Below are 21,523 nucleotides of genomic sequence, written 5' to 3' on the forward strand. Positions count from 1 at the left end.
CGTCGATCAGCCCTCGGCCAGAATCTGGCGGATGGCCTGTTCGAACACTTCCGGCGGTTGGCCGCCGCTCACGAGGTGGCGGTTGTTGAAGATGATTGCCGGCACCGAGCGAATACCCAGGTTCTGGTAGTGACGCTCCAGCGCGCGCACCTGTTCGGCGTATTCGTCCGAGGAGAGAATTTCCCGCGCCCGCGTCGTATCGAGCCCCGCTTGCGCCGCTGCGTCGGCGAGCACATCGGGGTCGCTCGTGCGCTTGCCGTCAACGAAGTACGCACGAAACAGCGCTTCCTTCAGCGCGAGCTGCTTGTCGTTGCCCAGCGTTTGTGCCCAATGCAGCAGGCGGTGTGCGTCGAACGTGTTGTACGCATGCGTGCGCAGCTCCATGTGCATCGGGAAACCCTCCGCTGCGGCGCGTGCACTGATGTTCGCCTGATTCTGGGCGAGTTGCTCCGGCGACAGGCCATATTTGCGCGACATGTAATCGGCGAGCGGCACGCCCTCGGTGGGCATGTCCGGGTTGAGTTCGAACGGGCTGAAGTGCAGGTCGGCTTCGACCTCGCTTCCCAGGCGGCCGAGCGCGGTCTTCAGTGAGGCAAGGCCGATCGCGCACCAGGGGCAGGCGACATCGGAGACAAAATCGATCTTGAGCGTAGCTGGCATGTGATGACGGCGCCGTCGCGGCGCCTGCAATGAAAAACGCGCCGCCTTGCGCGACGCAACACGGCAATCGTCGCACAAATCACGAATCCTCGTCGGCGGCCCATGTCGTCACGCCACACGCGAGGATCCACGGCGCTTTGCGAGCGGGAGCGATTCCCCATGGGGAAGCAAGGTCGTTTTGTCTGTCGGAATGATTGTTTTGCCTGGTAATTCTTTTGGTATCTGCACGGCGGGGGCGCGCGCCGATGCGGTATCGTGTGAGGCATTCGTCCGACCCGTCGATCAGGAGCCCGATATGCCGTCAGCCGCCGAACTCGTCACGTCGCTAGGGCTGCAGCCCCACCCCGAAGGTGGCCATTATCGCGAGACCTATCGCGCCGCGGACATCCTGCCGCAAACAGTCCTTGCACCAGGTTTTGCCGGGGCACGCAACATTTCCACGGCGATTCTCTATCTGCTCGAAGCGGGGGATTTCTCCGCGTTTCATCGCATCCGCAGCGACGAGGTCTGGCATTTTCATCTCGGCGGCACGTTGTTGATTCACGAGATCGACGCAAGCGGCATGCTCGCCACCACCCGGCTCGGGCATGACGTCGCGGGCGGGGAGCGGGTCCAGCATGTGGTGCCCGCCGGCCATTGGTTCGCCGCGGAGCCTGCACCGTCGACCGGGTTCGCGCTCGTCGGCTGCACCGTGGCGCCGGGCTTTGCCTTCGAGGACTTCGAGATGGCCGATGCGGCGGCGCTCGCCTCGCGATGGCCCATGCATCGCGAACTGGTGACACGGCTCGGGCGTGCGGCGCCCGGCGTCCGGTATGGAGCGGACTGATCGCCATGTCACACGAGTTGACGGAGTGCGCTAGCATCTCCGGTAACGCTTCCTTTCCGGTCCTGCCGCCTCATGTCCAACGACGTTCACTTCTACGACCCCGCCAAGGGCCACGGCCTGTCCCACGATCCGTTCAAGGCCATTGTCGCGCCGCGCGTGATCGGCTGGATTTCCAGCCACGACGCGCAAGGCCGCGTCAACCTCGCGCCGTACAGCTTCTTCGGCGCGTTCGCGACCTTCCCGCCGATCATCGGCTTTTGCAGCGAAGGCTTCAAGGACTCCATCGCCAATATCGAGGCGACGCGCGAGTTCGTCTGGAATTTCACCAGCAAGTCGCTCGTCGCACAGATGAATCGTACGTCCGCACCGGTGCCGCATGAGGTCGACGAGTTCGAGCTGGCCGGGCTGACCAAGGCGCCCGGCGTGAATGTCGGCGTGCCGCACGTAGCCGAGTCGCCGGCATCGCTCGAATGCAAACTGTTGCAGATCGTGCGCTTGCAGGGACTCGACGGCAAGCCGATGGACAACTGGCTCGCCCTCGGGCAGGTGGTCGGAGTGCACATCCGGCGCGAGTTCCTGCGCGAGGACGGCACGTTCGATACCGCGAAGGCGCATCCGGTCATGCGCGCGGGCTATCTCGGCGACTATGCCGAGATCGGCCCGATGTTCGATCTGCGCCGACCGAAGGCCTGACCCGGCAGCATTGTCTTCACAATCCGAAAGGCGTCGTTAACGCGTTCGATGCGTCCTCGAAGCGACGTCGTCGGCGGAGCGTGCGGAGGTGTCGCCATGCACTGGCGCGTGGGCAGGCCGTGTTGTGCCCCGTCGCCGACCGTCCCGTCGGCCGAAGGTCGCGCAATCATTTGTAAAATTTGCTGCGATGCAAAATTTATTTGAGGCGCGTATGCTGGCGACCTTCGTTGACGCCGCCGCGCCTGGCGTCCCCTCCCGCCGGCATTGATTTGCCTTGATTTGCGCGCCTTGCCGCAGGCATGGCGTGCGGGGGAGGTTCGTCCCTGGCTGCGACGGTTTTGCCCCTTGGCATCCGGTTTTTGTTGCAGTCCATCAGGTCCCCCAATGTTTCCCATTCTGTCGCTTCTCATCTGGCTTCCCATCGTCGCCGGTGCCCTCGTCATGCTGCTGGGTCGGGATCGTCACCCCGATGTCGTTCGCTGGACGTCGCTCGCTGCCGCCCTGGCGTCGGCTGCCCCCATTTTGCCGCTGGTCCATGGATTCCGAACCGGTGTGTCGAGTCTTCAGTTCGTCGAACGTTTTCGCTGGATCGATTCGTTCGATGCGTCCTGGCACGTCGGGGTCGACGGCATCTCGCTGTGGCTGGTCGCGCTGACCGGCGTGACGACCGTGATCGTGGTGTTGGCGTCGTGGCGCGCGGTGACCACGCGCATGAGCGCGTATTTCGGCAGCTTTCTCGTGCTCTCCGGGGTGATGCAGGGGGTGTTCACGGCGCAGGATGGCATGCTGTTCTTCGTCTTCTTCGAAGCCACGCTGTTGCCGATGTATCTGCTCATCGGCGTGTACGGACGCCTCAATCGCACGCATGCCGCCGTGAAGTTCTTCTTCTTCTCGCTGACCGGCTCACTGATGATGCTGCTCTCGATGCTCTATCTGTACATGCGCACGCAGAGTTTCGACATCGCACGATGGCAGGCCCTGCAGTTGCCCCTGGCGGTGCAGGTGCTGCTGTTCATCGGCTTTCTCGGTGCGTTCTCCGTCAAGGTGCCGATGTGGCCGGTGCACACCTGGTTGCCCGAGGTGCATCTTGACGGGCCTACCGGCGCGGCGGTCATGCTGGGCATGCTGAAGCTGGGCGGTTACGGCCTGCTGCGCTTCAATTTGCCGCTGCTGCCCGATGCGAGTCATTTCCTTGCGCCGGTCATGGTCGTGCTGTCGCTCATTGCCGTCATCTACGCGAGTCTGGTGGCGTTGGTGCAAACCGATCTGCGAAAGCTGCTCGCGTATTCGGCAGTCGCACACATGGGGTTGGTCACACTCGGTCTGTTCCTGTTCTCGGAGATGGGTACCGATGGCGCCGTCATGCAGATGATTTCGTATGGCATCGTCTCGGGCGCCATGCTGTTGTGCACCGGCATGTTGTACGACCGTACGGGAAGCGCCTCGATCGACGCGTATGGGGGAGTGGCCGCCACGATGCCGCGATTTGCCGCATTCGCGATGCTGTTCTCGATGGCGAATGTCGGAATGCCGGGCACGTCGGGCTTCGTGGGCGAGTTCCTCGTATTGATGGGCGCGATCAAGGCCAATTTCTGGATCGGTGCGCTAGCCTCGCTGACGTTGGTGCTGAGTGCCGCCTATACGCTCGGGATGTACAAGCGCGTGATTTTCGGTCGCGTGGGTAACGCGCGGGTGGCGTCGCTCGGCGACGTGAGCCGCCGCGAGTTCGCGCTGCTGGGCGCCATGGCGGTGATGGTGCTGGCGATCGGTCTCGATCCCAAGCCCCTCACCGACGGCATCGATGCCACGGCCGTCCAGGTGGTGCAGGACATCGAGCAGCACCGGCTTCCCGTGATCGATCCGGCGAGCCCGGACATGGCGGGGCGTCGCGGGGGGGAGACGTCAGGGCGTGCCGCGCTCGTCGTGAAGACAGCAACTCAGGCCGGTTGAGACGCGCTGTTCAGCGCGAACGTCCGCCGCGAAGCAGGTGTCGGGAGAGGGCGAAAGTGATGGGAATGGTCAGGCAGACAACGAAGATGGGGGCGACATAGGCCGACACGTTCAAGCGATCGACGAGGACGTACATCATCGCGATTCCCATCACATACTGGACGAGGTACACGAGGGGAAAGCGGAGCAGGCCGGTCAGCGACATCTTCACGCGGAAGACGAACTGCGCGTTCAGCCAATACGAAAATACGACGCTTAGCGCAAACGCGACGGTGTAGGCCAGCCGGTACTCGATAAGCCTGAGGCATAGCGCATACGCAGCGTAGAAGAACGCGGTATTGGACGCGCCGACGAGCAGGAAGCGGACGAACTCGCGTTCAATGAGCTTCTTCCACCAGGAATCGTGTCGGCTTGCCGATGTCATCAGAATGGCCTGCTGAATGAAAAATGGGCTGCGATTTACCGCAACCCATTTTGGAGCAACTGTCCGGGAGGTCAATCAAATTTCGCCGTTGCGACTCTTTCCCAGGAAGCGCCAGCCGATAAAGCGGGCAATCATTTTCAACTGCAGCACGAAATATTTCGGATCACGCCACGAATTGACGACCAGCGCCTTGAGGAACGAAAAGCCCAGAATGCCGGCGAAATATACGTCGTGGCATCGATTAGCGAAGGTCTTGGTGGGCGCGAACCCTGGGTTCGACATTTCCGGGACACTTGAAATGGATTCGCACGTTTGCAGATGGGTCAGCCAAATCGCAGTCCGCGGGCGGTTTGGCGTAGGGAGCCCATACCGTCGTGGAAGCGGCATACGGCCCGGCAGTGTCGGAATTTCATACCGATTCGACTGGCCCTTCGTCCCGTATCTGGCTTCCCGCCGCAAATACCGCCAAGAGGCTGACGTACAGCGAGACGGTCGACTTCAGGTTAAACGTTTCCACGGTCAGACCGAAGATGAAGAATGCCAGGCACGTCCACAAGCCGAGGAGGGCGGCCGTGCGTTGCGCGCTGCGGATCGGCGCAAGCGATGCCGCACGAAGAAACAGCACTGACGGCACAAAGTAGATGGCGAGCAATGCCAGGATGCCCGGGATTCCGTAGTCCGCTCCGTACGCGAGGATTTGGTTGTGGGCCTCGCCAAGCCCCAACTGACCGGCGATTGGCGTAAGGCGCCCCAGCTCGACCTGGGACGGAATGCCTCGCTTGAACCCTTCCGCGCCCAGGCCGGATATCGGATTGTCGCCAATCGCCCGCAACGCGTATTCATACAACTGAAAGCGAACGCCCACGGATGTGTCCCGGTGACCTTGCGAATAGCTCCTGAGATCGGCCGTCGCCGCCGCTACGCGCTCACCGATCCACGGCGAAAAGATGATCGGCAGTGCGATCAGGGCGGTCGCGACCAGAGTCATCGCCGTCTTGCCTTTCCAGGTGAAGGCTCGATTGATGCTCCATACGTAGACCAACGCAACAACGGGAAGCGCAATCCATCCGCCTCGTGAGCCGGTCAGCAACGACGCGAACAATGCAGAAGCCGCCGCTATCGTCTTGAAGGCCAGCATACCGACGGTATCCGCGCGTCGGTACGTCGTCACTACCAACAGCGACAGCAGCAGGGCCACATCGCCGAAGTGAATCGGGTTCATGAAGTAGCTTTCCACTCGACCTTTTCCCCACTCCGGAAAGCTGGGAACCAACGCGGCGAGCGATGCGATGGCACCTACGCACAACGAGAGATCCAGCCTTGCGAATGCGCTCGGACGAAGTCGACGGAAGGCGAGAAACAGCGGCACGCCGAGCAAAAAACGCACGGGAGAGTCCAGTGTCCTGCCAACGAGCTTGCCATGCGACATCTCAATGATCAGCACGACGAGAATCGGCGCGGACATTGCGGCACAGAACAACCATTCGTCCGGCTTGATTTTGAAAGGTTGGAGCTCCGGGTCCCGTACGTTCTTGATAACAACGTACATCGCAGCACAACACGCAACCAGGAACAGCGCGCTGGCGCCGCCTTCCGCCGCCACATAGGTCAGCGGCGTCAAAAAGAAAAATGCCTTGGCGAAGCCGTTCCATAAAGCAGCCGCACCGGGGCGGCGCTGCGTTTGAGAGGAAAGACTATGCTTCATAGATCGTTCTAATGAGAAAGCTGCGAATCTGTAAGCGCTTCGTGTGGGCAGATTCGGTGCCGGTTTGCCTTTCGGGGCCACGATTGTAGGGCAGATTCAAGGCAATGGCGGATGTATTTCCCAGGGTCTTCGAGAGTGACTTCGATGGGATGCCGCCGCAATCATGCCGTGAGTCGCCGTCGTTACACCATCTCACGATTCGGACAAGCTGGCCCTCGCATTGTCGCATGCGAAGTACCGGCCGCCGGGCACGGCATTCGAGTATTTTCGGCGCGTTGCGAAGCCGGTCGCGGCAAACGAAAAAGGGGTTGCGATTTCTCGCAACCCCTCTCGTATTCTGGTAGGCCGTGCAGGATTCGAACCTGCGACCAACGGATTAAAAGTCCGCTGCTCTACCAACTGAGCTAACGACCCAACGAAGAAAAAGATTATAGCGTTGCAGGCGTTATAGTGTCAATAGCAGTGTGACGCGAATATGTCCGTTTCGCCGCCATTTCCCGCGAGCACGCGCGAATTTCGCTCAAACGCTGCGCTCGATTCGCCACATCTGGTACTTGAACGCGCAGATGCCGCCCGCGAGAATCGCCGCCATGGCGATAAACGAGCCCAGCGCCAACGTCGATACGCCCGACAACCCCTGGCCCACCGTGCAGCCCAGCGCCGTCACGCCTCCGAAACCCATCAGCACGCCGCCCACCATGTGATTCGCCGTGTCTTCGGTGCCCTGAAAACCTTCCCAGCGGAAATTGCGCGAGACCACGGCGTAAGCGAACGACCCCGCAATCACGCCGAGCACGCTGGCGATGCCCAGCGTGATCACGTTGCTCGTGTCGCTCCACAGCATCAGCCAATACATGGTGTACGCCAGCGGCGAGACGAACGACAACGCTTCCATCTTGCCCGAGTTGGTGGCCACGAAGCTCTCCTCGAGCGTATTCGGATTCTCGGCCACGTAGCCGATCTTTCCCGAGACGTACCAGAGGGCCACGATGATCGCACCGACGACCACGCCGCCAAGCAGATTATCCAGGGTCCAGAAGTCGCGTCGCGCCAGTGCAGCGATCACGAACGCGCCGCCGACTGCCAGGCCCAGCACCAACTGCGCGAGATGCAGGTCCCCACCGAACAGGCCGCCGAGCAGGGTCGGCAGATCCTGCGAATTGGCGAACGTCGTTTGCACGCTGTCGAGCGCGGCCACACGAAAAACGGCGAACAGGCCCTTCAGGGTCATGTAGGCGGACAAGCCGATCATCACGAATACCAGCAACGATTTGAGATTGCCGCCGCCAATGCGCACTAGCGTCTTGCTGCCGCAGCCCGAGGCCAGCACCATGCCGAAACCGAACAACCAACCACCGACCAGATACGACAGCCAGGTGAAGCGCGGCGTGGTGTAGATTGCCTTGACCGGATCGACGATGCCTTGCGAAGCAAGCACGCCGGTGCCGATGGTCGCCACGCCAATGGCCAGCCACCACATGCGCATGCGATTCCAGTCGCCGATATTGACGATGTCGGAGAGCGCGCCCATCGTGCAGAAGTGCGTGCGCTGCAACACGGCACCGAAGATGAAGGCAAGGCCAAAGGTGAGCCACACAACCGTGTGGGAGAGGGCGGTGAGATCGACGTCGGTCATGAGGCGAGAGGACGATAGCGGCCGTGACCGGCCGTTCTTGGAAAGTCCGTATTCTACGCGAGGTGCGCAGGTCTCCCGCAATCGCGGAAAACGACAACGCCGCCCAAAGGCGGCGTTGTGCGTTTGACGAGTGACCTCACACGGACGGCTGGTTCGCGCAGCCTTCCGGGGGGCGTTCTACTTCAGCTTGGCCGCGCGCTTCTTGGCCTCCGCTGCCGATTCGGTGTCCGGGTACTTGGCCACCAATTCCGCCAGCGTCTTTTTCGCTGCCGCAGTCTGCCCGGATTCCGCCTGGTTGCTGGCGATTGCCAGCATGGCCTCGGCGGCCTTCGGGCTCGTCGGGTACTTCGTCACGATCCCTTGCAGCGTCGCGGTCGAACCCTTCAGATCCTTGTTGGCGTACTGCGCATTGCCAAGCCAGAACAGGGCTTCGGGTTGATACGGGCTGTCAGGATACTTCGCCGAGAAGGTCCGGAATGCCGTTTGCGCACCCTTGTAGTCACCATTGCGGAATTTCGTCAGGGCGGCGTCGAATACATCCTTCTCGCCCGGTTGGACGGTACCGGTAACGCCGCCGACGGTCATCTGCTGCGGTTCGAATTTCTTCAGGCGACCGTCGAGGTCGGTGTAGAAATCCTTTTGACTCTGTTGCAGGTTCGCAAGCTGGTTTTTCAGATCTTCGTTCTGACCGCGCTGGTCGGCCAGATCACGCTGCAACTGCTGGATCTGATTGTTCAAATCCAGCACGTTGCGCGTGAGACCATCGATCCGCTGCTTGTCCGAATCCAGACGGCTGCGGATATCGAGGATCGCTTTGCGCGCCTCGTCGTCATCGAACAATCCGGCATGCGCCAGCGGACTCAGCACCGCAGTGCCGAGCGTCGCCGCGCAGATGATGTTTTTAAGCAAACGAGACGTCATGACGATTCAATCAATAAGCCAGGTCGACGCGACGGTCCTGAGCCCAGGTGGCTTCGTCCGTACCCGTCGCCTTTTCCTTGCCCAGCGACACGGCTTCCATCTGGCTCGTGTTGGCGCCCAGGGCCGACATCGACTTCAGCACCGCTTCGGCACGACGCTGGCCGAGGGCCAGGTTGTACTCGCTCGTGCCGCGCGGGTCGGTGTTGCCCTGGAGCAGCACGTGACGTTGCGAGTACTTGGCCAGGAACTGTGCGTGCGCCTGGAGCAGCGGGGTGTATTGCGGATCGACCGTGTACGAATCGAAGCCGAAGTACACGCTGCGCTTGGCGAGCGGGCCGTTCGGGTTGTTCAGTTCGTCAGCCGATGCGTCGACGGGGGCGACGGCGCGGGCGTCGGTCGTGGTCTGACCCTTGTTGGCGTTAGCCTGGTCGTCGAGTTTCACGCCCGACGAGCAAGCGGCCAGAGCGGCCAGCGAAGAGATGGCGAGGATGTTACGAAGCAGGGAACTCATATGAGCCTCCAATTGATGTTGCTGTTGATGTTATTGCATAAAGGGGCCCCAGGAGGGTTCGCGAACTTCCCCTCCCCGGACCTGAAGAATCTGCCGGGTTTGCCCGTCCACCGAGACTGCTGCGAGGACCTTGCGGCCCCCTGACTGCGTTGCATAAAGAATGTACTTGCCGTTCGCGGCAAAACTCGGTGACTCGTCGTGGCTGGTGTCGGTCAGAGCCGTAACATCGCCAGTACTCATATCCTGCACGCACAGCTTGAATGCGCCGCCCTGACGCGCGATGAACGCGAGCAACTTGCCGTCGGGACTGATTCGCGGGCTGACGTTGTAACTCCCCTTGAAAGTGACGCGCTGCGCGCCGCCTGCACTTTCGCCACCGGCCGGCATCTTGTAGATCTGCGGACCACCGCCACGATCGCTCGTGAAGTAGATCCATTTGCCGTCCGGGGAATACTGCGGTTCGGTGTCGATCGCGCTGCTGCGCGAAAGACGCTTGAGGCCGCCGCCATTGGCGTTGACCTGGTAAATCTGTGTGTTGCCGTCGCGTGAGAGGGCCACGGCGAGCTTGCTGCCGTCCGGCGACCATGCCGGTGCCGAGTTGTTGCCCTTCTCGTTGGCGAGCACCGCGCGACGACCCGTCGGCAGATCGTGGATGTACACGACCGGCTTGCGCTTCTCGAACGATACGTAGGCGACCTTCGTGCCGTCCGGCGACCACGCCGGCGAGATGATCGGTTCGCGGCTGTTGAGCGCCACGCGGGCGTCCTGACCGTCGGAATCCGAAATCTGCAACTGGTAGTTCGGGCCGTTGTGCAGCACGTACGACAGACGCGTGGCGAATACCCCGCGATCGCCCAGCAGCTTCTGGTAGATGTAGTCGGCGATCTTGTGCGCGGTCAGGCGCAGGTTCGCCTGCGACGACGTGAGGGCCAGGCCGCCGAGCGGTTGACCGTTCACGGCGTCGTAGAGACGGAAACTGACCTGGTAGTTGCCGTTGCCTTGCGGAACGATGGTGCCGGAGACGAAGGCGTTGGCGCCCTTGGCGCGCCACGTACCGAGATCGACCGAATCGTCGACGCCGACGGCGGCGCCACCGGTGTCGATCTGATTGAAGCGACCGCTGTTGCTCAGGTCAGCCTTGACGACGGACACGATGTCCGTCGGCGCGCTGCCCTTGAAGTTCGACACGGCAATCGGGTATCGGTTGGTGCCGACGCCGGTGATGTCGACGGTAAGCGGTGTCTGCGCATGGGCGATCGTGCAAGCCGCGGTGAGCCAGGTGGCCACCAGCGCACGCCATGCATATTGACTGGAAATTCGCATGCGTTCGATTGGTCAGTTACGCGGTGCAAGCGCCATTTTTACCACATCCGAATGAAAATGGACTCGCATCGCTCGGTTTTCGTTCCCGTTTGACAACAGACTCAGCCTTTTGGACTAAAGCGCAGGTTGACGCTCGGGGGCGCTTTGCCGTTGGTGTCGCGCGGCAGGGGGTCGGACTTGGTGATGGCGGCCTGCACGGCGGCATCCCAGGCCGGGTTGCCGCTCGACTTGACCAGCTGCATCGAAAGTACGCTGCCGTCCGGGGCGAGGCGTACCGCAACGACGGCCGTGGGATTGCCCTCGGTGTCGCCGCCATAGGCGATGTTCGGCTTGACCTTGGCCCGCACCCGGTCGGCGTAGCCGGCGGATGCCGTGCCGCCCGCGCCGGAGCCGGTGCCGCCGGCCTGCGAGCCCAGCCCGTTACCATGCGCGCCAGGTGTGCCGCCAGCCATGCCGCGCAGCGAAGCCAGGCGTTCGGCACGCGCCGCGTCAGCGGCTTTCTGGGCCGCCGCTTCCTTCGCTGCCTTGGCCTTCGCGGCCTTGTCTTCCGCGGCCTTCTTTTCCGCGTCCGCCTTTTTCTGCGCTTCCGCCAGCTGCTGTTGCTTCAGTTGTTCCGCCTTCTTCGCCTCGTCTTCCTTTTGACGCTTCAGTTCGTCGGCCTTCTTCTGGTCGGCCAGCTTCTGCTGACGCGCCGCTTCCTCGGCGGCTTTCTTGCGCGCGAGCTCCGCAGCCGCCTGCTGCTCGGCGAGCTGCTTTTGCTTGAGCGCTTCCTGACGCGCCTTTTCCTGCTGGGCTTCGAGCAGGCGGGCCTGTTCCGCGGCCTGCTGCTCCTGCTTGCGCTTCTTCTGCTGCAGGGCGATGTCGGCGTCTTCGGCCGGCGGCGTGGGTGCGGCCACGGCCGGCGGCGCGGGCGTGGGCGCCGGTGTCACGACGGGCGGCGTGGGCTCCGCGACTTCGGCGGGCGTCCACAGTTCGGCTTCGGACCCGGCGGGGGAGCTGTTCTGCCAGCGCATGCCGTAGAAGAGCAGCGCGAACAACAGCGCGTGCATGAGCAGCGCGAGGAGGAATGCCCGACCCGTGCCGCGCTCATCCTTGCGCGGGCCAATGGGACGGTCGGAACGGGCTACGGTGCGGCTCATTTCTGCTTGACGAGCAGGCCCACGCGCTTGACGCCCTGGGCCTTGAGATCGGACATCACGTTCATGACGATTTCATAGCGCACCGACTTGTCGGCGGCAATGACGACGGGCTGATCCGGATTCGCGGCCTGACGGCCTTGCAGGAAGCCGGTCAGATCGCCCCCGCTCATGCGCTGCTCGATGGTGTTCTCGCCATCCTTGTAGCGCACCAGCATGCGATTGTCGGCTTCGATATTGACGACGACCGGCGGTGTCTGCTGCTGCGGGCTCGCGTTGGCGACGCTCGGCAGATTGACGATCGACGGCGCCACCAGCGGGGCGGCCACCATGAAGATGACGAGCAGCACCAGCATCACGTCGATATACGGCACGACGTTGATGTCCGCCATGGCGCGACGGCCGCGGCGAGCGTTGCGCATAGAACCTGCCATGTCTCGGCGCTCCCGGAGTGCTTAGTGAATCTGCCGTTGCAGGATGTTGGAGAACTCTTCGATGAAGCTTTCGAAGCGGATCGACAGCCGGTCGATGTCGGTGGCGAAGCGGTTGTAGGCAACCACGGCAGGGATAGCGGCGAACAGACCGATGGCGGTGGCCACCAGCGCTTCCGCAATGCCCGGCGCCACATTGGCGAGCGTGGCTTGCTGCACGTTCGACAGGCCGCGGAAAGCGTTCATGATACCCCACACGGTACCGAACAGACCAATGTACGGGCTCACCGAACCGACCGATGCGAGGAACGGAAGGTTGGCTTCGAGCGAGTCCATTTCACGTTGATAGCAGGCACGCATGGCGCGGCGCGCACCGTCCAGAATCGCGTGAGGATCATTCAGCCCTTTCTCGCTCGCCTTGATGTATTCGCGCATGCCTGATTCGAAGATGCGCTCGAGGGCGCCCGTCTGGTGGCGATTGTTCAGCGCGCTTTGATAGAGCGCCTGGAGATCGCCGCCGGACCAGAAGTCGCGTTCGAAGCGCTCGGTCTGGGTGCGTGCGCGGCGGATCGCGAAGATCTTGCGGAAGATATGCGTCCATGAGAGCAGCGACAGCAGCAGCAGCAGGCCCATGACGGCCTGGGCGAGCACGCTGGCGTGCATGACCAGCGAAATGATGGAAAGGTCTTGATCGGGCATGGTGTGGTTATTGAATGACCGGAATTCTTGTCATTGGCGTCAGGCGGCGGCCGGCCGGGGCGCGCGGCCTGGCGCCTGGGCGGTCTCGGCCTGCGCGGCGTTGGTGGCCGCTTGCATGGCGGCACGCACATGCGCCGGAATCTTGCCCGGACGCAGCGTGTCCGCGCGCACGCAGCCGATTTTGATGCTGCCGCGCGCCAACAGTTCGCTGCTGCCGTCGGGGGTGTCGCGCCACGCTTCCTGCAGGAAGTCGACCGATGCGCCACCGAGGCGTTCGATGCGGCTTTTGATGACGACGAGATCGTCGAGTCGGGCGGGGCTCAGGTAGTCGAGCGCGGTGGCGCGCACAATGAACATCATGCCGGTATTGCGGGCCAGTTCGAGTTGCTCGATACCGAGCGAACGGAGCCACTCGGTGCGGGCCCGTTCAAAGAATTTCAGATAGTTGGCGTAGAAGACGACGCCGCCGGCGTCCGTGTCCTCGTAGTAAACGCGAATTGACCAACAAGTATCAAAATCAGCCATGCCGCGCATTGTATCGGAACCGGGCACCAACGCCAGTCACGGAAACAGAATTTTTCAAACGGAAACGATCGGGCAATGTTTACGAATGATTATTGGAAGACAGCCGGCGCACCATTCTGGGGCGAATTCGCGCGAATGCCCCGTGTGGCGGGGGATTGCGCTGGCGCCCGAACCCCGCCCGTCTCTATAATGATGTCTCGCAAGCCCCCCTGTATTTCAGACGGGACCCCTGGGTGTGCAAGGCGCCATCGGCACCCCGTTCGGTCTCTCATCAAGATTCCACCTGCGAGGCCCTCGAATTGACTTCCCCCTCATCGCAAGCATCCTCCCTGCGCATCGCGTTTCTCGGTCTCGGCGTGATGGGTTATCCCATGGCCGGTCACCTGCAACGCGCGGGGCATCAGGTCACGGTCTATAACCGTACGACCGCCAAGGCGCAGCAATGGGCTAAGGAATACGGCGGGGCTCACGCGGCCACGCCGGCCGAGGCCGCTCGTAATGCCGACATCGTGGCCGCCTGCGTCGGCAACGACGACGACCTGCGCAGCATCGTGCTCGGCGAGCACGGCGCATTTGCCGGCATGAAGGCCGACGCGGTTTTCGTCGATCACACCACAGCATCGGCCGACGTGGCGCGCGAGCTCTATGCGGCGGCACGCAAACAAGGCCTGCACTTTGTCGACGCGCCCGTCTCGGGCGGCGAGGCCGGCGCGAAGAACGGCGTGCTCACGATCATGTGCGGTGGCGACGTGGCCGCCTTCGATCGTGTCGCAGCTACGCTCTCCGCGTATGGCCGTGCCGTCACGCGTATCGGCGACGCCGGCGCGGGCCAACTGGCAAAGATGGTCAACCAGATCTGTATTGCCGGCCTCGTGCAAGGATTGTCCGAGGCGATCCACTTCGGCCAGCGCGCCGGGCTCGACATGCCGCTCGTGCTCGACGTCATCAACAAGGGCGCCGCGGCCAGCTGGCAGATGGACAACCGCGGCCAGACGATGATCGACGGCAAGTTCGATTACGGCTTTGCCGTCGACTGGATGCGCAAGGATCTCGGGCTGTGTCTGGCCGAGGCGCAGCGCGCCGGCGTTTCGCTACCCGTCACGGCGCTCGTCGACCAGTTCTACGGGGATGTGCAGGCGCTGGGTGGCTCGCGCTGGGATACGTCGAGTCTGATTCATCGTTTGCGCGTACTGTCCGGCAAGTCCTGACGGCGAATGGCGGGTACCGCCGGAGGCGATTGCGAGGACCGGGACGCCCGACGGCGTCCCGGTCCTCTTGTTTTGCATTTTGTATTCCGAATATCTCCGGGTTTGTCTCGAATCGTCAGCTTGGAAGAATCGCACTAGAATGCGGAAAACGGGACGTCGCGGTGCGACGGCACGGCGGTGCGGCAGCCTGATGCGGTTGGCAACGGGCTGGGCGGCGGCGTGTCGCGCGAGGGCAGAAGGGGGAGACCGCCGCGAGCGATAACGACCTAAAACACAACTCGACCCCGAGAGCCAAGTACCGACATGAGCAATCAGTCGAACGCCGCGGCCGTCCGCGCATTTCGCATTCTCGAAATCCTCAGTGCAGCCGGTGCGCCGATGACCCTGGCGGAGATCGTTGCCGCCATCGGTCTGCCGAAGCAGACCGTGCACCGCATTCTCAAACAGCTCGAAGCCGCATGGCTTGTGACCCGCGAGGCCGGCAGCCGTCATTACGAGCCGTCGTCGCGCGTGCGGGCAATGGCCGTGAACGCGCTCATGCATGTGGGGCCTGCGGCCGCGCGCCACGGCATTCTGCAACAGCTGGTCGACAAGTTCGGCGAGACCTGCAACCTGTCGATGCTCTCGGGCGACGACCTGGTATATCTCGATCGGATCGAGACCGACTGGTCGCGTCAGCTCAAACTCTCGCCGGGTTCGCGCGTGCCGCTGCATTGCACCGCGAGCGGCAAGTTGCTGCTCGCGTTCCTGCCGCGCGCGCGCCGCGAGAAGCTCATCGCGCACCTGCCGTTGCGCCCGCGGGCGGAAAACACCATCACCGACCTGGAAGACCTGCGCGAGGAGTTGACCGAGACGCGCAAGCGTCGCGTGGGCACCAACAACGAGGAGCACGTGCCGGGCATGATCGCGGTAGCCGTGCCGGTGATGCTCGACCGTAACCGCGCCTGTGCGGCCATTGCCGTACAGGCCAGCGCGCAGCACTGCACACTGGAAAAGTTGATGACGTTCCTGCCCGATCTTCAGGCGGCGGCGGACAAAATGTCGGCGACGTTCAACGAGTAGTCGCACGCTCGACCACGCCAACGACGCCACTTGCGCCCGACGGCGTCTCCGGTCTCATGCCGCCGTCAGTCTTGCCGTCGTTGCGACGAGGCCCTGGGTGCTATTGCGCGGGTACGCCGCTTGCGGCTACGGGCATCGACGCCGCCGCCGGAATGGCCGGCGCGAGCGTCGCGAAGATCTGCTCGAGTTGGCGGGCGCCTTGCTTCGACTCGGCGCGCACGCGCGGGCCGATGAAGATAGGGTCGAGGATCAGGAAGAGCAGGTTCGGCGTGCGATAGACGAAGTCGCGTTCGAAGCGCGTGCCCGTACCGTCGGGGGTGAGCGTGTAGCGAACCTCTCCCGCGGGGCGGCGGTTGACCTCGCCCTCGATGCGCCATGTGTACGGCGGTCTGGCATCGACGACCGTCCAGTGAAGAATGCCGTGGCGGCCTGCAAGCCGAAACTCCTCGGCGACTTTTTCGCCCAGTTTGAGCGGATGGTCCGTGGCGCCTTGCACGGCGAGCGATGCCGGATGCCATTTCGGCCAGTTAGCGGGTGTGGTGGCGAAGTCGTAGACGACCTGCGGCGGCGCGCGCAGCGTCACGGTGTTCGTGATGTGAGTCTGGCGCTCGAAGGGCAGGGGCAGCAGCGAAAGCAGCGCGAGGATGGCAACGGCCGCGAGGACGAACAGGAAGGCTCGCTTCATCGGCGCGCGCTCAGGCACCGGCAGGTGAATCGAGTTCGACGTCGACCATCAGATCGTCGGCAAGGCTCTCCAGGGTCTCGCGCAGCGATGCCGTGCTGACCGAGGCGGGTACATGCAACCGGGCGGTTGCGCGAAACAGGGTGCCACCCGACATCGATCCCTCGACGCACTCGGTGACGAGTTCGTCGATGCTCACGCCCCGCGCGAACAGCACGTGTGAAATCTCCTTCACGATACCCGGATGGTCCTGGCCCACGAGGTCGAGCTGGAGCGTGCGCGCGGCCGGGTCGGCGGCGGCGCTTTGCGCGGGCGTGACGGAGATCTTCAGGCCATGCGTCTCGAGCGCATGCAGTGCCTGCGTGAGCGACGCGATGTTGTCGTCGGGGACTTGCAGATGAATGATGCCGGCGAACTGGCCGGCCAGATTCGCGAGACGGCTCTCGAGCCAGTTGGCGCCGGCGGCGGTGGCGCGATCGGCGATGGCATTGACCAGGCCCGGGCGGTCAGGGCCGATTACGTTGAGAATCAGGGACGTCGTCATCACAGGCTCCGTCGAAACTGAGGCGGCAGGAAGCGGCAAGAAGCAACAAGAAGCGGCAAGAAGCAGAATGAGGCGGCCGGCGGCCGGCGCAGGCACCGCGCCGGCCGTCCACCGAGGTACCGGGGTATCGCGTGGCGCCGACGTCGCACAGCAGGCTCAAGTGTAGTGCAATCGCGGGGGATGCCGCTACGCCGCCGGGCGGGGGCGCCCGCGCCGGGACGCGACTGGGCCTGCGCGCGTCGGGACGGCACTTCGCTAGCGCCTAGGGGCGATCGGCTGCCATCGCCAGCAGGGCGATGACGGTGGCATCGTCGGTCTGGACGAAATCGTTGTACGCCACGCTCACGGCATGGAAGGGGTGCGGTGTCTCGAGACAGACGACGGCATCGGCCAGCGTCGAGAGGCGGGCAATGGCTTCGCGCGCCGCCACTGGCGCGCAGGCGAGCAGCGGTGTGGCGCCCAGACGCCGCATCGCGCGCAACGCCGCGATCATCGTCGCGCCGGTGGCAATGCCGTCGTCGACCACCACGACCGGCCGATCCCGCACATGCGGCGCGCCGCGCCCGGGGGTGTAAGCCTGTCGCCGCTGCTGGATGCGCGCGCGTTGACGCGCGGTTTCGTGCGAGAGATATGTGCCGGTGGCCCCGAGAGCAAGGGCGTGCTCGGCAAGAAAGATGCCGCCGAACTCATCGACGGCGCCTACGGCAAGCTCCGCCTGATGCGGCGCGCGAAGCTTGTGCGCGAGCAGCACGTCGAGCGTGCCGTTCAGTCGACGGGCAATGGGCAGGGCCACGGGTACGCCGCCGCGGGGAATGGCGAGCACCAGCGGCGGGGCGCAGCGCGCGAGCAACGCGTGCGAGGCGAGCACTTCGGCAAGCGCGTTGCCGGCGGCGGCACGATCGGGAAACGCGGCAGCGGCGGACAAGGAGGACATGGCGGGCGACGGGCGCGAACCCGGTGCGGGGCGACGGGCGATTTCCACATCGTAACGCCGGACATGCATGCGCGTTTGGCGCTCCTACCGCGCGAGCAGCTCCGGCACGGTGCCCATGAGCAGCGTGACGCCCGAGCAGGCAAGCAGCGCAAGCACCATGCGTCTGAAGGCGTGGTCGGAGAGAAACCGGTAGGCCCAGGCGCCGGCGAGCGTCGGCAGGATCATCGACGGTACGGCGATGGCGAACACATGCAGCGTTTGCGTCGTGATCACGCCATGCACGACGTACAGGGTGATGGTGAGCGTGTGCATGGCGATGAAGAAGAGCTGCATGACCGCGCGCTGCATGTCCTTGTCCCAACCGCGCAATGTGCACCACAGCGTGGGGACCACGCCCACCAGTCCGCCAATGCCACCCATCACGCCGCCGATGAAGCCCACGACGCCGTCGGCGGCCCGCCCGCCGTGCCGAATGCGAGGCAGGCGTGCCGCCAGCAGCAGAATCGAGCAGTAGATGACGAGCACGGCACCGATCCCCGCGCGAAACCAGATCGGGTCGAGGTAGCGCAGAATCCACACCCCGAACGGCACGCCCACGAGTCCGCAAAGCACGAACGGCGCGAGCCGCTCGAGGGGCACGGCCCGACGCACGGCGCGAAGCCCCAGCAACTGGCCCACGAGCGAACAGAAGGCGGCGAGCGGGCCGGCGACCGTCGGAGGAAGCGACCACGCCCAGAAGGAGAGCGCGACGAGGCTGAACGCGAAGCCGGACAGACCTTGGACGAATCCGGCCACGCAGGCGCCGGCGACAAGCGGGAGCAACAGATCGGCAGTCATGAATCAGGCGGCGCGCCATACCGGTGCGCGTAGGCAATTCGCCATTATGCGGGGGCGCCACCGATTCACGAAAGGGGAATTCCCTCAGCGCGCCGTCCATCGCTGCCAGGCCGTCACGACCGCGGTACCGACCGCGATCCCCAGCGCTGCACCGGCGAGCGCGTCGCTGGTCCAGTGGTAGGCGGCGGCGATCTGCCCGAATGCGGTGAGCGCGACGGCGATCGCGCAGGGCCAATGCAGTGAACGATGGCGCAGCGACAGCACCGTCGCGAACGCGAGCATCACGCTCAGATGGCCCGACGGGAACGATGCGTAGGCCGAACCGTCACCGGCGAGGAAGCGAAATGTGAATACGCCGTCGCGAAGGTACGAGGGGTTGTCGTGGATCCAGGTGGCCGGCCAGGTCCGGCCGAACACGAATTTCAAAGCCTGCTTGAGCACGCTGGCAACGCCCACCGCGCCGCCGGCGAGCCAGAGGGTGGTCACCCACGCAGGCAGGCGGCCGCGCCATATCTGCATGGCCCCCAGGACGGCGAACGTCGGCCAGGCGAGCACGAACAAGATCGAGGGCAACTCGGCAACGTGCTGGATCCACGGGTTGCCTTGGGTATGGAGATGCACGAAATCCACGACCGGCCGGTCGATCCAGACGATGGCCACCATCGCAAGCACGAGGCAGGCCAGCGCACTGACCCATGCCGCACGCAGGATGGCCGCATCGATCGACCCGAACGTTCGGGTCATGTCGGGGCCGTCGAGCGTGTCGAGCGTGTCGGGCGTGTCGGACCTGTCGTGCACGCCTGGGGCGCGCCTGGCCGTTCGCGATGGCCGCGTCGCAGGCCGGGGGGCGGAAGCAGGATCGTTCATGGTGCGATGACCCGGAAGACGCAGTGAGCTTGCGCGATCGCCGTGGCGATTTGATGACGGTCAGAACGAGTGCGTTTCAGTTGTGTCATGTTGCATCGGGGCTGGCGGAAATTCCCGGAAAGATTTCTTTGCGAGTTCAGGGGGCATCGTCCTACAATCGTCCCCTACGTAAATATCAGATTTTGCCGGTCGGGACGGAACGCCGGCGCACGGCCCCGACATAATAATCAGCCGTTCGGGCGTGGCACCTGACCGGATAGAACAATACCTATATCGCATGCGGGGGCAGTAGTGAACCGGGGATTCGAGAGCAGCATCGATCGTCTGGCGCGGGAATTCTGGCGCGCCGCACACACGCGTGAGCAGCAACACGCCCAGTCGCAGGCGCGCTCGCTGGCGGAAGTCCGCGCCCTGGAACAGGCCCAGCGCGCCGCCGACGACGCGCCGGCCGCCGATCCGGCCGCCCGCGAGAAGGTGCAGGTTGCCCTGCGGCAGGCCGAAGCGGCGGCATTGGGCGCGCGCGCAAAATTTGAAGTCGCGCGGCTGGAGCGTTTGCTTGCCGATGGCCTTGCACGTGATTTGCGTATCCCGCCCGCCGATCTGCGCGCCCGCAATACGCCGCCGGTCCTCGACACGCGGCATCTTCCGAAGATTCTGGCCAAGCCCGAGTGGGAAACGTTCGCGCCCGAGAAGCCGGGGCGTCTCGCGTTGGCCATGCCCGGCGCGGCGAGTCGGTACGAGCAGGCCGTCGCGAAGGCGCGCAGCGAGTTCGTGCATGCGGAGCGCGAGTACGAGGCGTCGAAAATCCGTCGTACCCAGGGCTCGATGATTCTCCAGATCGCACAGCAGAAGGCGACCGAAGCGGCGCGTGTGGAGAGCGCGCATCACAACGCGGCGGTAGCCGACTTCGAAGGCGCGCTGCTGCGCGGCGAAGCCGCGGCGATCACCCGCTACGCGCGCATCGTGCTCAGCCGAAGCCCGTATCCCGAAGCCTTCCGTCAAACGCTGGCGGCGCATTTCGTCGAGAACCACAAGCTGCTCGCCATCGGTTACGACGTGCCGTCGCTCGACGCGGCCGTGCCCGTCGCCCTCGAATATCGGTACAACGTCGCCGAAGCCGCCATACACGGTGTGCCCGCCAGCGAAGCGATTCGCGCCAAGGCATACGGCGAGGCGTTGCGCCAGATCGTGCTGCGCTCGCTGCATGAACTCTTTTCGGCCGATCCGCTGCGCAACGTGAACGCGATCGTTTTCAATGTCTACGCCAGCGATGGCGAGAACCGCGTGTGTCTGGCGAGCGTGCACGCGGCGCGTGGCGATTTCGCGGCACTCGCGCTGGGCGAAGGCGACGCGGCAACCCATCTGGCCAGGCTGGGAGCGCGTGTGTCGGCACGTCCGGAAGCGCTGGAGGCGGTGGCGCCGGTCGCGGGCGTCGACATGACGCAGGTCGTCACCGACGAAGATGTCGCGGTGGACCGGCGCTTCAATCTGATGACGCTCCCCGACAAGGACTTCACCCAGGTGATGTTCCACCTGCTGCGCTCGCACGGGTTCGAAGGGCCACCGCTGCTGCCGGGCGACGCGCCAGGCATGCTCACGTGCCGTGCGTGGGATCCGCATCCGATTTTTGGCGGCGATGTCGTCGTTCGCATCTATCGGGAGATGGACCCGGCGGCGCGCCTGACACTGGCCGCAGCGCGCGCCATCCTCGCCGAGATGCAGCAGATCGGCGCGGCGCGCGGCATGCTGATCACGACCGGCAACTTCGACGAGGGCGTTGAGGAATTTGCGCGCGATCGTCGCATCGAGTTGCTGGCGGGCCATCACCTGGTCTTCCTGCTCAAGGAGAATGCTGGCGTTGACGCCAGCGTTAGCCTGGCGCAGACCGTCGACACGTTCGCCGCGCTGGCTTAGTCGCGAGCCGCGGCGCGTGACATTCGCACTGTAGG

At 64.0% G+C, this 21,523-nt stretch carries 23 protein-coding genes and 1 tRNA gene; 6 read left to right on the forward strand and 18 right to left on the reverse strand.

Translation table 11 applies throughout. The annotated features are described in order from the left end of the window. Positions 1-6 precede the first annotated feature (6 nt). Positions 7-660 (reverse strand): DsbA family oxidoreductase, encoded by a 654-nt coding sequence (locus tag W930_RS0100325; RefSeq protein WP_023873629.1) that lies wholly within the window; start codon positions 658-660, stop codon positions 7-9. Positions 661-955: 295 nt separating this feature from the next. On the opposite strand from W930_RS0100325, the gene W930_RS0100330 reads away from it, so the two are divergent. The 3 genes from W930_RS0100330 (at position 956) to W930_RS25410 (ending at position 4,129) form a co-directional block, all read left to right on the forward strand. Next, a complete protein-coding gene (locus W930_RS0100330) occupies positions 956-1,486 on the forward strand; it encodes a cupin domain-containing protein (protein ID WP_023596837.1) in 531 nt (176 codons plus the stop codon). A 72-nt stretch (positions 1,487-1,558) separates the two neighbouring features. Then, a complete protein-coding gene (locus tag W930_RS0100335) occupies positions 1,559-2,179 on the forward strand; it encodes a flavin reductase family protein (protein WP_023596836.1) in 621 nt (206 codons plus the stop codon). Between the two features lie 384 nt (positions 2,180-2,563). Beyond that, the gene (locus tag W930_RS25410) at positions 2,564-4,129 is read left to right on the forward strand and encodes a NuoM family protein (protein WP_023873630.1); all 1,566 of its coding nucleotides are present in this window, start codon (positions 2,564-2,566) and stop codon (positions 4,127-4,129) included. A 10-nt stretch (positions 4,130-4,139) separates the two neighbouring features. Here W930_RS25410 and W930_RS0100345 read toward each other — a convergent pair whose 3' ends face one another. From W930_RS0100345 to ybgC, 12 genes are all read right to left on the reverse strand, one after another. After that, entirely contained in the window at positions 4,140-4,553 is a 414-nt protein-coding gene (locus tag W930_RS0100345) for a GtrA family protein (RefSeq protein WP_023873631.1), read from the reverse strand. A 75-nt stretch (positions 4,554-4,628) separates the two neighbouring features. Further along, positions 4,629-4,940 (reverse strand): hypothetical protein, encoded by a 312-nt coding sequence (locus tag W930_RS0100350; RefSeq protein ID WP_145929442.1) that lies wholly within the window; start codon positions 4,938-4,940, stop codon positions 4,629-4,631. A 22-nt stretch (positions 4,941-4,962) separates the two neighbouring features. After that, positions 4,963-6,258, reverse strand: coding sequence for an O-antigen ligase (locus tag W930_RS25415; protein WP_080685288.1), 1,296 nt, complete (start codon positions 6,256-6,258; stop codon positions 4,963-4,965). A gap of 338 nt (positions 6,259-6,596) precedes the next feature. Next, a tRNA-Lys gene (locus tag W930_RS0100360) sits at positions 6,597-6,672 on the reverse strand. A gap of 106 nt (positions 6,673-6,778) precedes the next feature. After that, the gene (locus W930_RS0100365; RefSeq protein ID WP_023596831.1) at positions 6,779-7,894 is read right to left on the reverse strand and encodes a YeeE/YedE family protein; all 1,116 of its coding nucleotides are present in this window, start codon (positions 7,892-7,894) and stop codon (positions 6,779-6,781) included. Between the two features lie 177 nt (positions 7,895-8,071). Then, positions 8,072-8,815 carry a tol-pal system protein YbgF gene (ybgF, locus tag W930_RS0100370; RefSeq protein ID WP_023596830.1) on the reverse strand — a complete coding sequence of 248 codons (744 nt, stop codon included), beginning with the start codon at positions 8,813-8,815 and terminating at the stop codon, positions 8,072-8,074. A gap of 10 nt (positions 8,816-8,825) precedes the next feature. Continuing rightward, on the reverse strand, positions 8,826-9,326 hold the full coding sequence (locus W930_RS0100375) for an OmpA family protein (RefSeq protein WP_023596829.1): 501 nt from the start codon (positions 9,324-9,326) through the stop codon (positions 8,826-8,828). Between the two features lie 30 nt (positions 9,327-9,356). Then, entirely contained in the window at positions 9,357-10,649 is a 1,293-nt protein-coding gene (gene tolB / locus W930_RS0100380; protein ID WP_023873634.1) for a Tol-Pal system beta propeller repeat protein TolB, read from the reverse strand. Positions 10,650-10,750: 101 nt separating this feature from the next. Next, positions 10,751-11,788, reverse strand: coding sequence for a cell envelope integrity protein TolA (gene tolA / locus W930_RS0100385; protein WP_023596827.1), 1,038 nt, complete (start codon positions 11,786-11,788; stop codon positions 10,751-10,753). Further along, entirely contained in the window at positions 11,785-12,219 is a 435-nt protein-coding gene (gene tolR / locus W930_RS0100390; RefSeq protein ID WP_023873635.1) for a protein TolR, read from the reverse strand. The genes tolA and tolR overlap by 4 nt, the downstream gene beginning before the upstream one ends. A gap of 21 nt (positions 12,220-12,240) precedes the next feature. Continuing rightward, positions 12,241-12,915 (reverse strand): protein TolQ, encoded by a 675-nt coding sequence (tolQ, locus tag W930_RS0100395; protein WP_023596825.1) that lies wholly within the window; start codon positions 12,913-12,915, stop codon positions 12,241-12,243. 39 nt (positions 12,916-12,954) lie between these two features. Further along, positions 12,955-13,449, reverse strand: a complete 495-nt coding sequence (gene ybgC / locus W930_RS0100400; RefSeq protein WP_023596824.1) for a tol-pal system-associated acyl-CoA thioesterase — start codon at positions 13,447-13,449, stop codon at positions 12,955-12,957. A 290-nt stretch (positions 13,450-13,739) separates the two neighbouring features. Between ybgC and W930_RS0100405 the strand changes: the two genes are divergently transcribed. Further along, on the forward strand, positions 13,740-14,648 hold the full coding sequence (locus W930_RS0100405) for an NAD(P)-dependent oxidoreductase (RefSeq protein WP_036642557.1): 909 nt from the start codon (positions 13,740-13,742) through the stop codon (positions 14,646-14,648). A 303-nt stretch (positions 14,649-14,951) separates the two neighbouring features. After that, complete coding sequence (locus W930_RS0100410) at positions 14,952-15,710, forward strand: IclR family transcriptional regulator (protein WP_023596822.1); 759 nt, start codon at positions 14,952-14,954, stop codon at positions 15,708-15,710. A gap of 100 nt (positions 15,711-15,810) precedes the next feature. Here W930_RS0100410 and W930_RS25420 read toward each other — a convergent pair whose 3' ends face one another. The 5 genes from W930_RS25420 to W930_RS28945 form a co-directional block, all read right to left on the reverse strand. Further along, positions 15,811-16,395 carry an SRPBCC family protein gene (locus W930_RS25420; protein ID WP_023873637.1) on the reverse strand — a complete coding sequence of 195 codons (585 nt, stop codon included), beginning with the start codon at positions 16,393-16,395 and terminating at the stop codon, positions 15,811-15,813. Positions 16,396-16,405: 10 nt separating this feature from the next. After that, positions 16,406-16,936 carry a glycine cleavage system protein R gene (locus W930_RS0100420; RefSeq protein WP_023873638.1) on the reverse strand — a complete coding sequence of 177 codons (531 nt, stop codon included), beginning with the start codon at positions 16,934-16,936 and terminating at the stop codon, positions 16,406-16,408. Between the two features lie 262 nt (positions 16,937-17,198). Then, positions 17,199-17,870 (reverse strand): phosphoribosyltransferase, encoded by a 672-nt coding sequence (locus tag W930_RS0100425; RefSeq protein WP_028730726.1) that lies wholly within the window; start codon positions 17,868-17,870, stop codon positions 17,199-17,201. Positions 17,871-17,954: 84 nt separating this feature from the next. Next, positions 17,955-18,707, reverse strand: a complete 753-nt coding sequence (locus W930_RS0100430; protein WP_023873640.1) for a sulfite exporter TauE/SafE family protein — start codon at positions 18,705-18,707, stop codon at positions 17,955-17,957. Positions 18,708-18,791: 84 nt separating this feature from the next. Next, positions 18,792-19,505: a phosphatase PAP2 family protein gene (locus W930_RS28945; RefSeq protein ID WP_023873641.1), complete on the reverse strand. Its 714-nt coding sequence runs from the start codon at positions 19,503-19,505 to the stop codon at positions 18,792-18,794. 360 nt (positions 19,506-19,865) lie between these two features. Here W930_RS28945 and W930_RS0100440 point away from each other — a divergent pair, with 360 nt between their 5' ends. Then, positions 19,866-21,488, forward strand: a complete 1,623-nt coding sequence (locus W930_RS0100440; RefSeq protein WP_023873642.1) for a restriction endonuclease — start codon at positions 19,866-19,868, stop codon at positions 21,486-21,488. Positions 21,489-21,523: the final 35 nt, after the last annotated feature.

It is taken from the genome of Pandoraea sp. E26 (genome assembly GCF_000681415.1).
GTDB classification, from domain to species: Bacteria; Pseudomonadota; Gammaproteobacteria; order Burkholderiales; family Burkholderiaceae; genus Pandoraea; species Pandoraea pnomenusa.

Coding starts and splice junctions, on each gene's coding strand:
- W930_RS0100430 (WP_023873640.1), bottom strand. CDS start 18,707: ATGACTGCCGATCTGTTGCTCCCGCTTGTCGCCGGCGCCTGCGTGGCC.
- tolQ (WP_023596825.1), bottom strand. CDS start 12,915: ATGCCCGATCAAGACCTTTCCATCATTTCGCTGGTCATGCACGCCAGC.
- W930_RS25410 (WP_023873630.1), top strand. CDS start 2,564: ATGTTTCCCATTCTGTCGCTTCTCATCTGGCTTCCCATCGTCGCCGGT.
- W930_RS0100335 (WP_023596836.1), top strand. CDS start 1,559: ATGTCCAACGACGTTCACTTCTACGACCCCGCCAAGGGCCACGGCCTG.
- W930_RS0100410 (WP_023596822.1), top strand. CDS start 14,952: ATGAGCAATCAGTCGAACGCCGCGGCCGTCCGCGCATTTCGCATTCTC.
- W930_RS0100350 (WP_145929442.1), bottom strand. CDS start 4,940: ATGCCGCTTCCACGACGGTATGGGCTCCCTACGCCAAACCGCCCGCGG.
- W930_RS0100325 (WP_023873629.1), bottom strand. CDS start 660: ATGCCAGCTACGCTCAAGATCGATTTTGTCTCCGATGTCGCCTGCCCC.
- tolA (WP_023596827.1), bottom strand. CDS start 11,788: ATGAGCCGCACCGTAGCCCGTTCCGACCGTCCCATTGGCCCGCGCAAG.
- W930_RS25420 (WP_023873637.1), bottom strand. CDS start 16,395: ATGAAGCGAGCCTTCCTGTTCGTCCTCGCGGCCGTTGCCATCCTCGCG.
- W930_RS0100365 (WP_023596831.1), bottom strand. CDS start 7,894: ATGACCGACGTCGATCTCACCGCCCTCTCCCACACGGTTGTGTGGCTC.
- W930_RS0100345 (WP_023873631.1), bottom strand. CDS start 4,553: ATGACATCGGCAAGCCGACACGATTCCTGGTGGAAGAAGCTCATTGAA.
- W930_RS0100425 (WP_028730726.1), bottom strand. CDS start 17,870: ATGTCCTCCTTGTCCGCCGCTGCCGCGTTTCCCGATCGTGCCGCCGCC.
- W930_RS0100375 (WP_023596829.1), bottom strand. CDS start 9,326: ATGAGTTCCCTGCTTCGTAACATCCTCGCCATCTCTTCGCTGGCCGCT.
- W930_RS0100330 (WP_023596837.1), top strand. CDS start 956: ATGCCGTCAGCCGCCGAACTCGTCACGTCGCTAGGGCTGCAGCCCCAC.
- W930_RS0100420 (WP_023873638.1), bottom strand. CDS start 16,936: ATGACGACGTCCCTGATTCTCAACGTAATCGGCCCTGACCGCCCGGGC.
- ybgF (WP_023596830.1), bottom strand. CDS start 8,815: ATGACGTCTCGTTTGCTTAAAAACATCATCTGCGCGGCGACGCTCGGC.
- tolB (WP_023873634.1), bottom strand. CDS start 10,649: ATGCGAATTTCCAGTCAATATGCATGGCGTGCGCTGGTGGCCACCTGG.
- W930_RS25415 (WP_080685288.1), bottom strand. CDS start 6,258: ATGAAGCATAGTCTTTCCTCTCAAACGCAGCGCCGCCCCGGTGCGGCT.
- tolR (WP_023873635.1), bottom strand. CDS start 12,219: ATGGCAGGTTCTATGCGCAACGCTCGCCGCGGCCGTCGCGCCATGGCG.
- ybgC (WP_023596824.1), bottom strand. CDS start 13,449: ATGCGCGGCATGGCTGATTTTGATACTTGTTGGTCAATTCGCGTTTAC.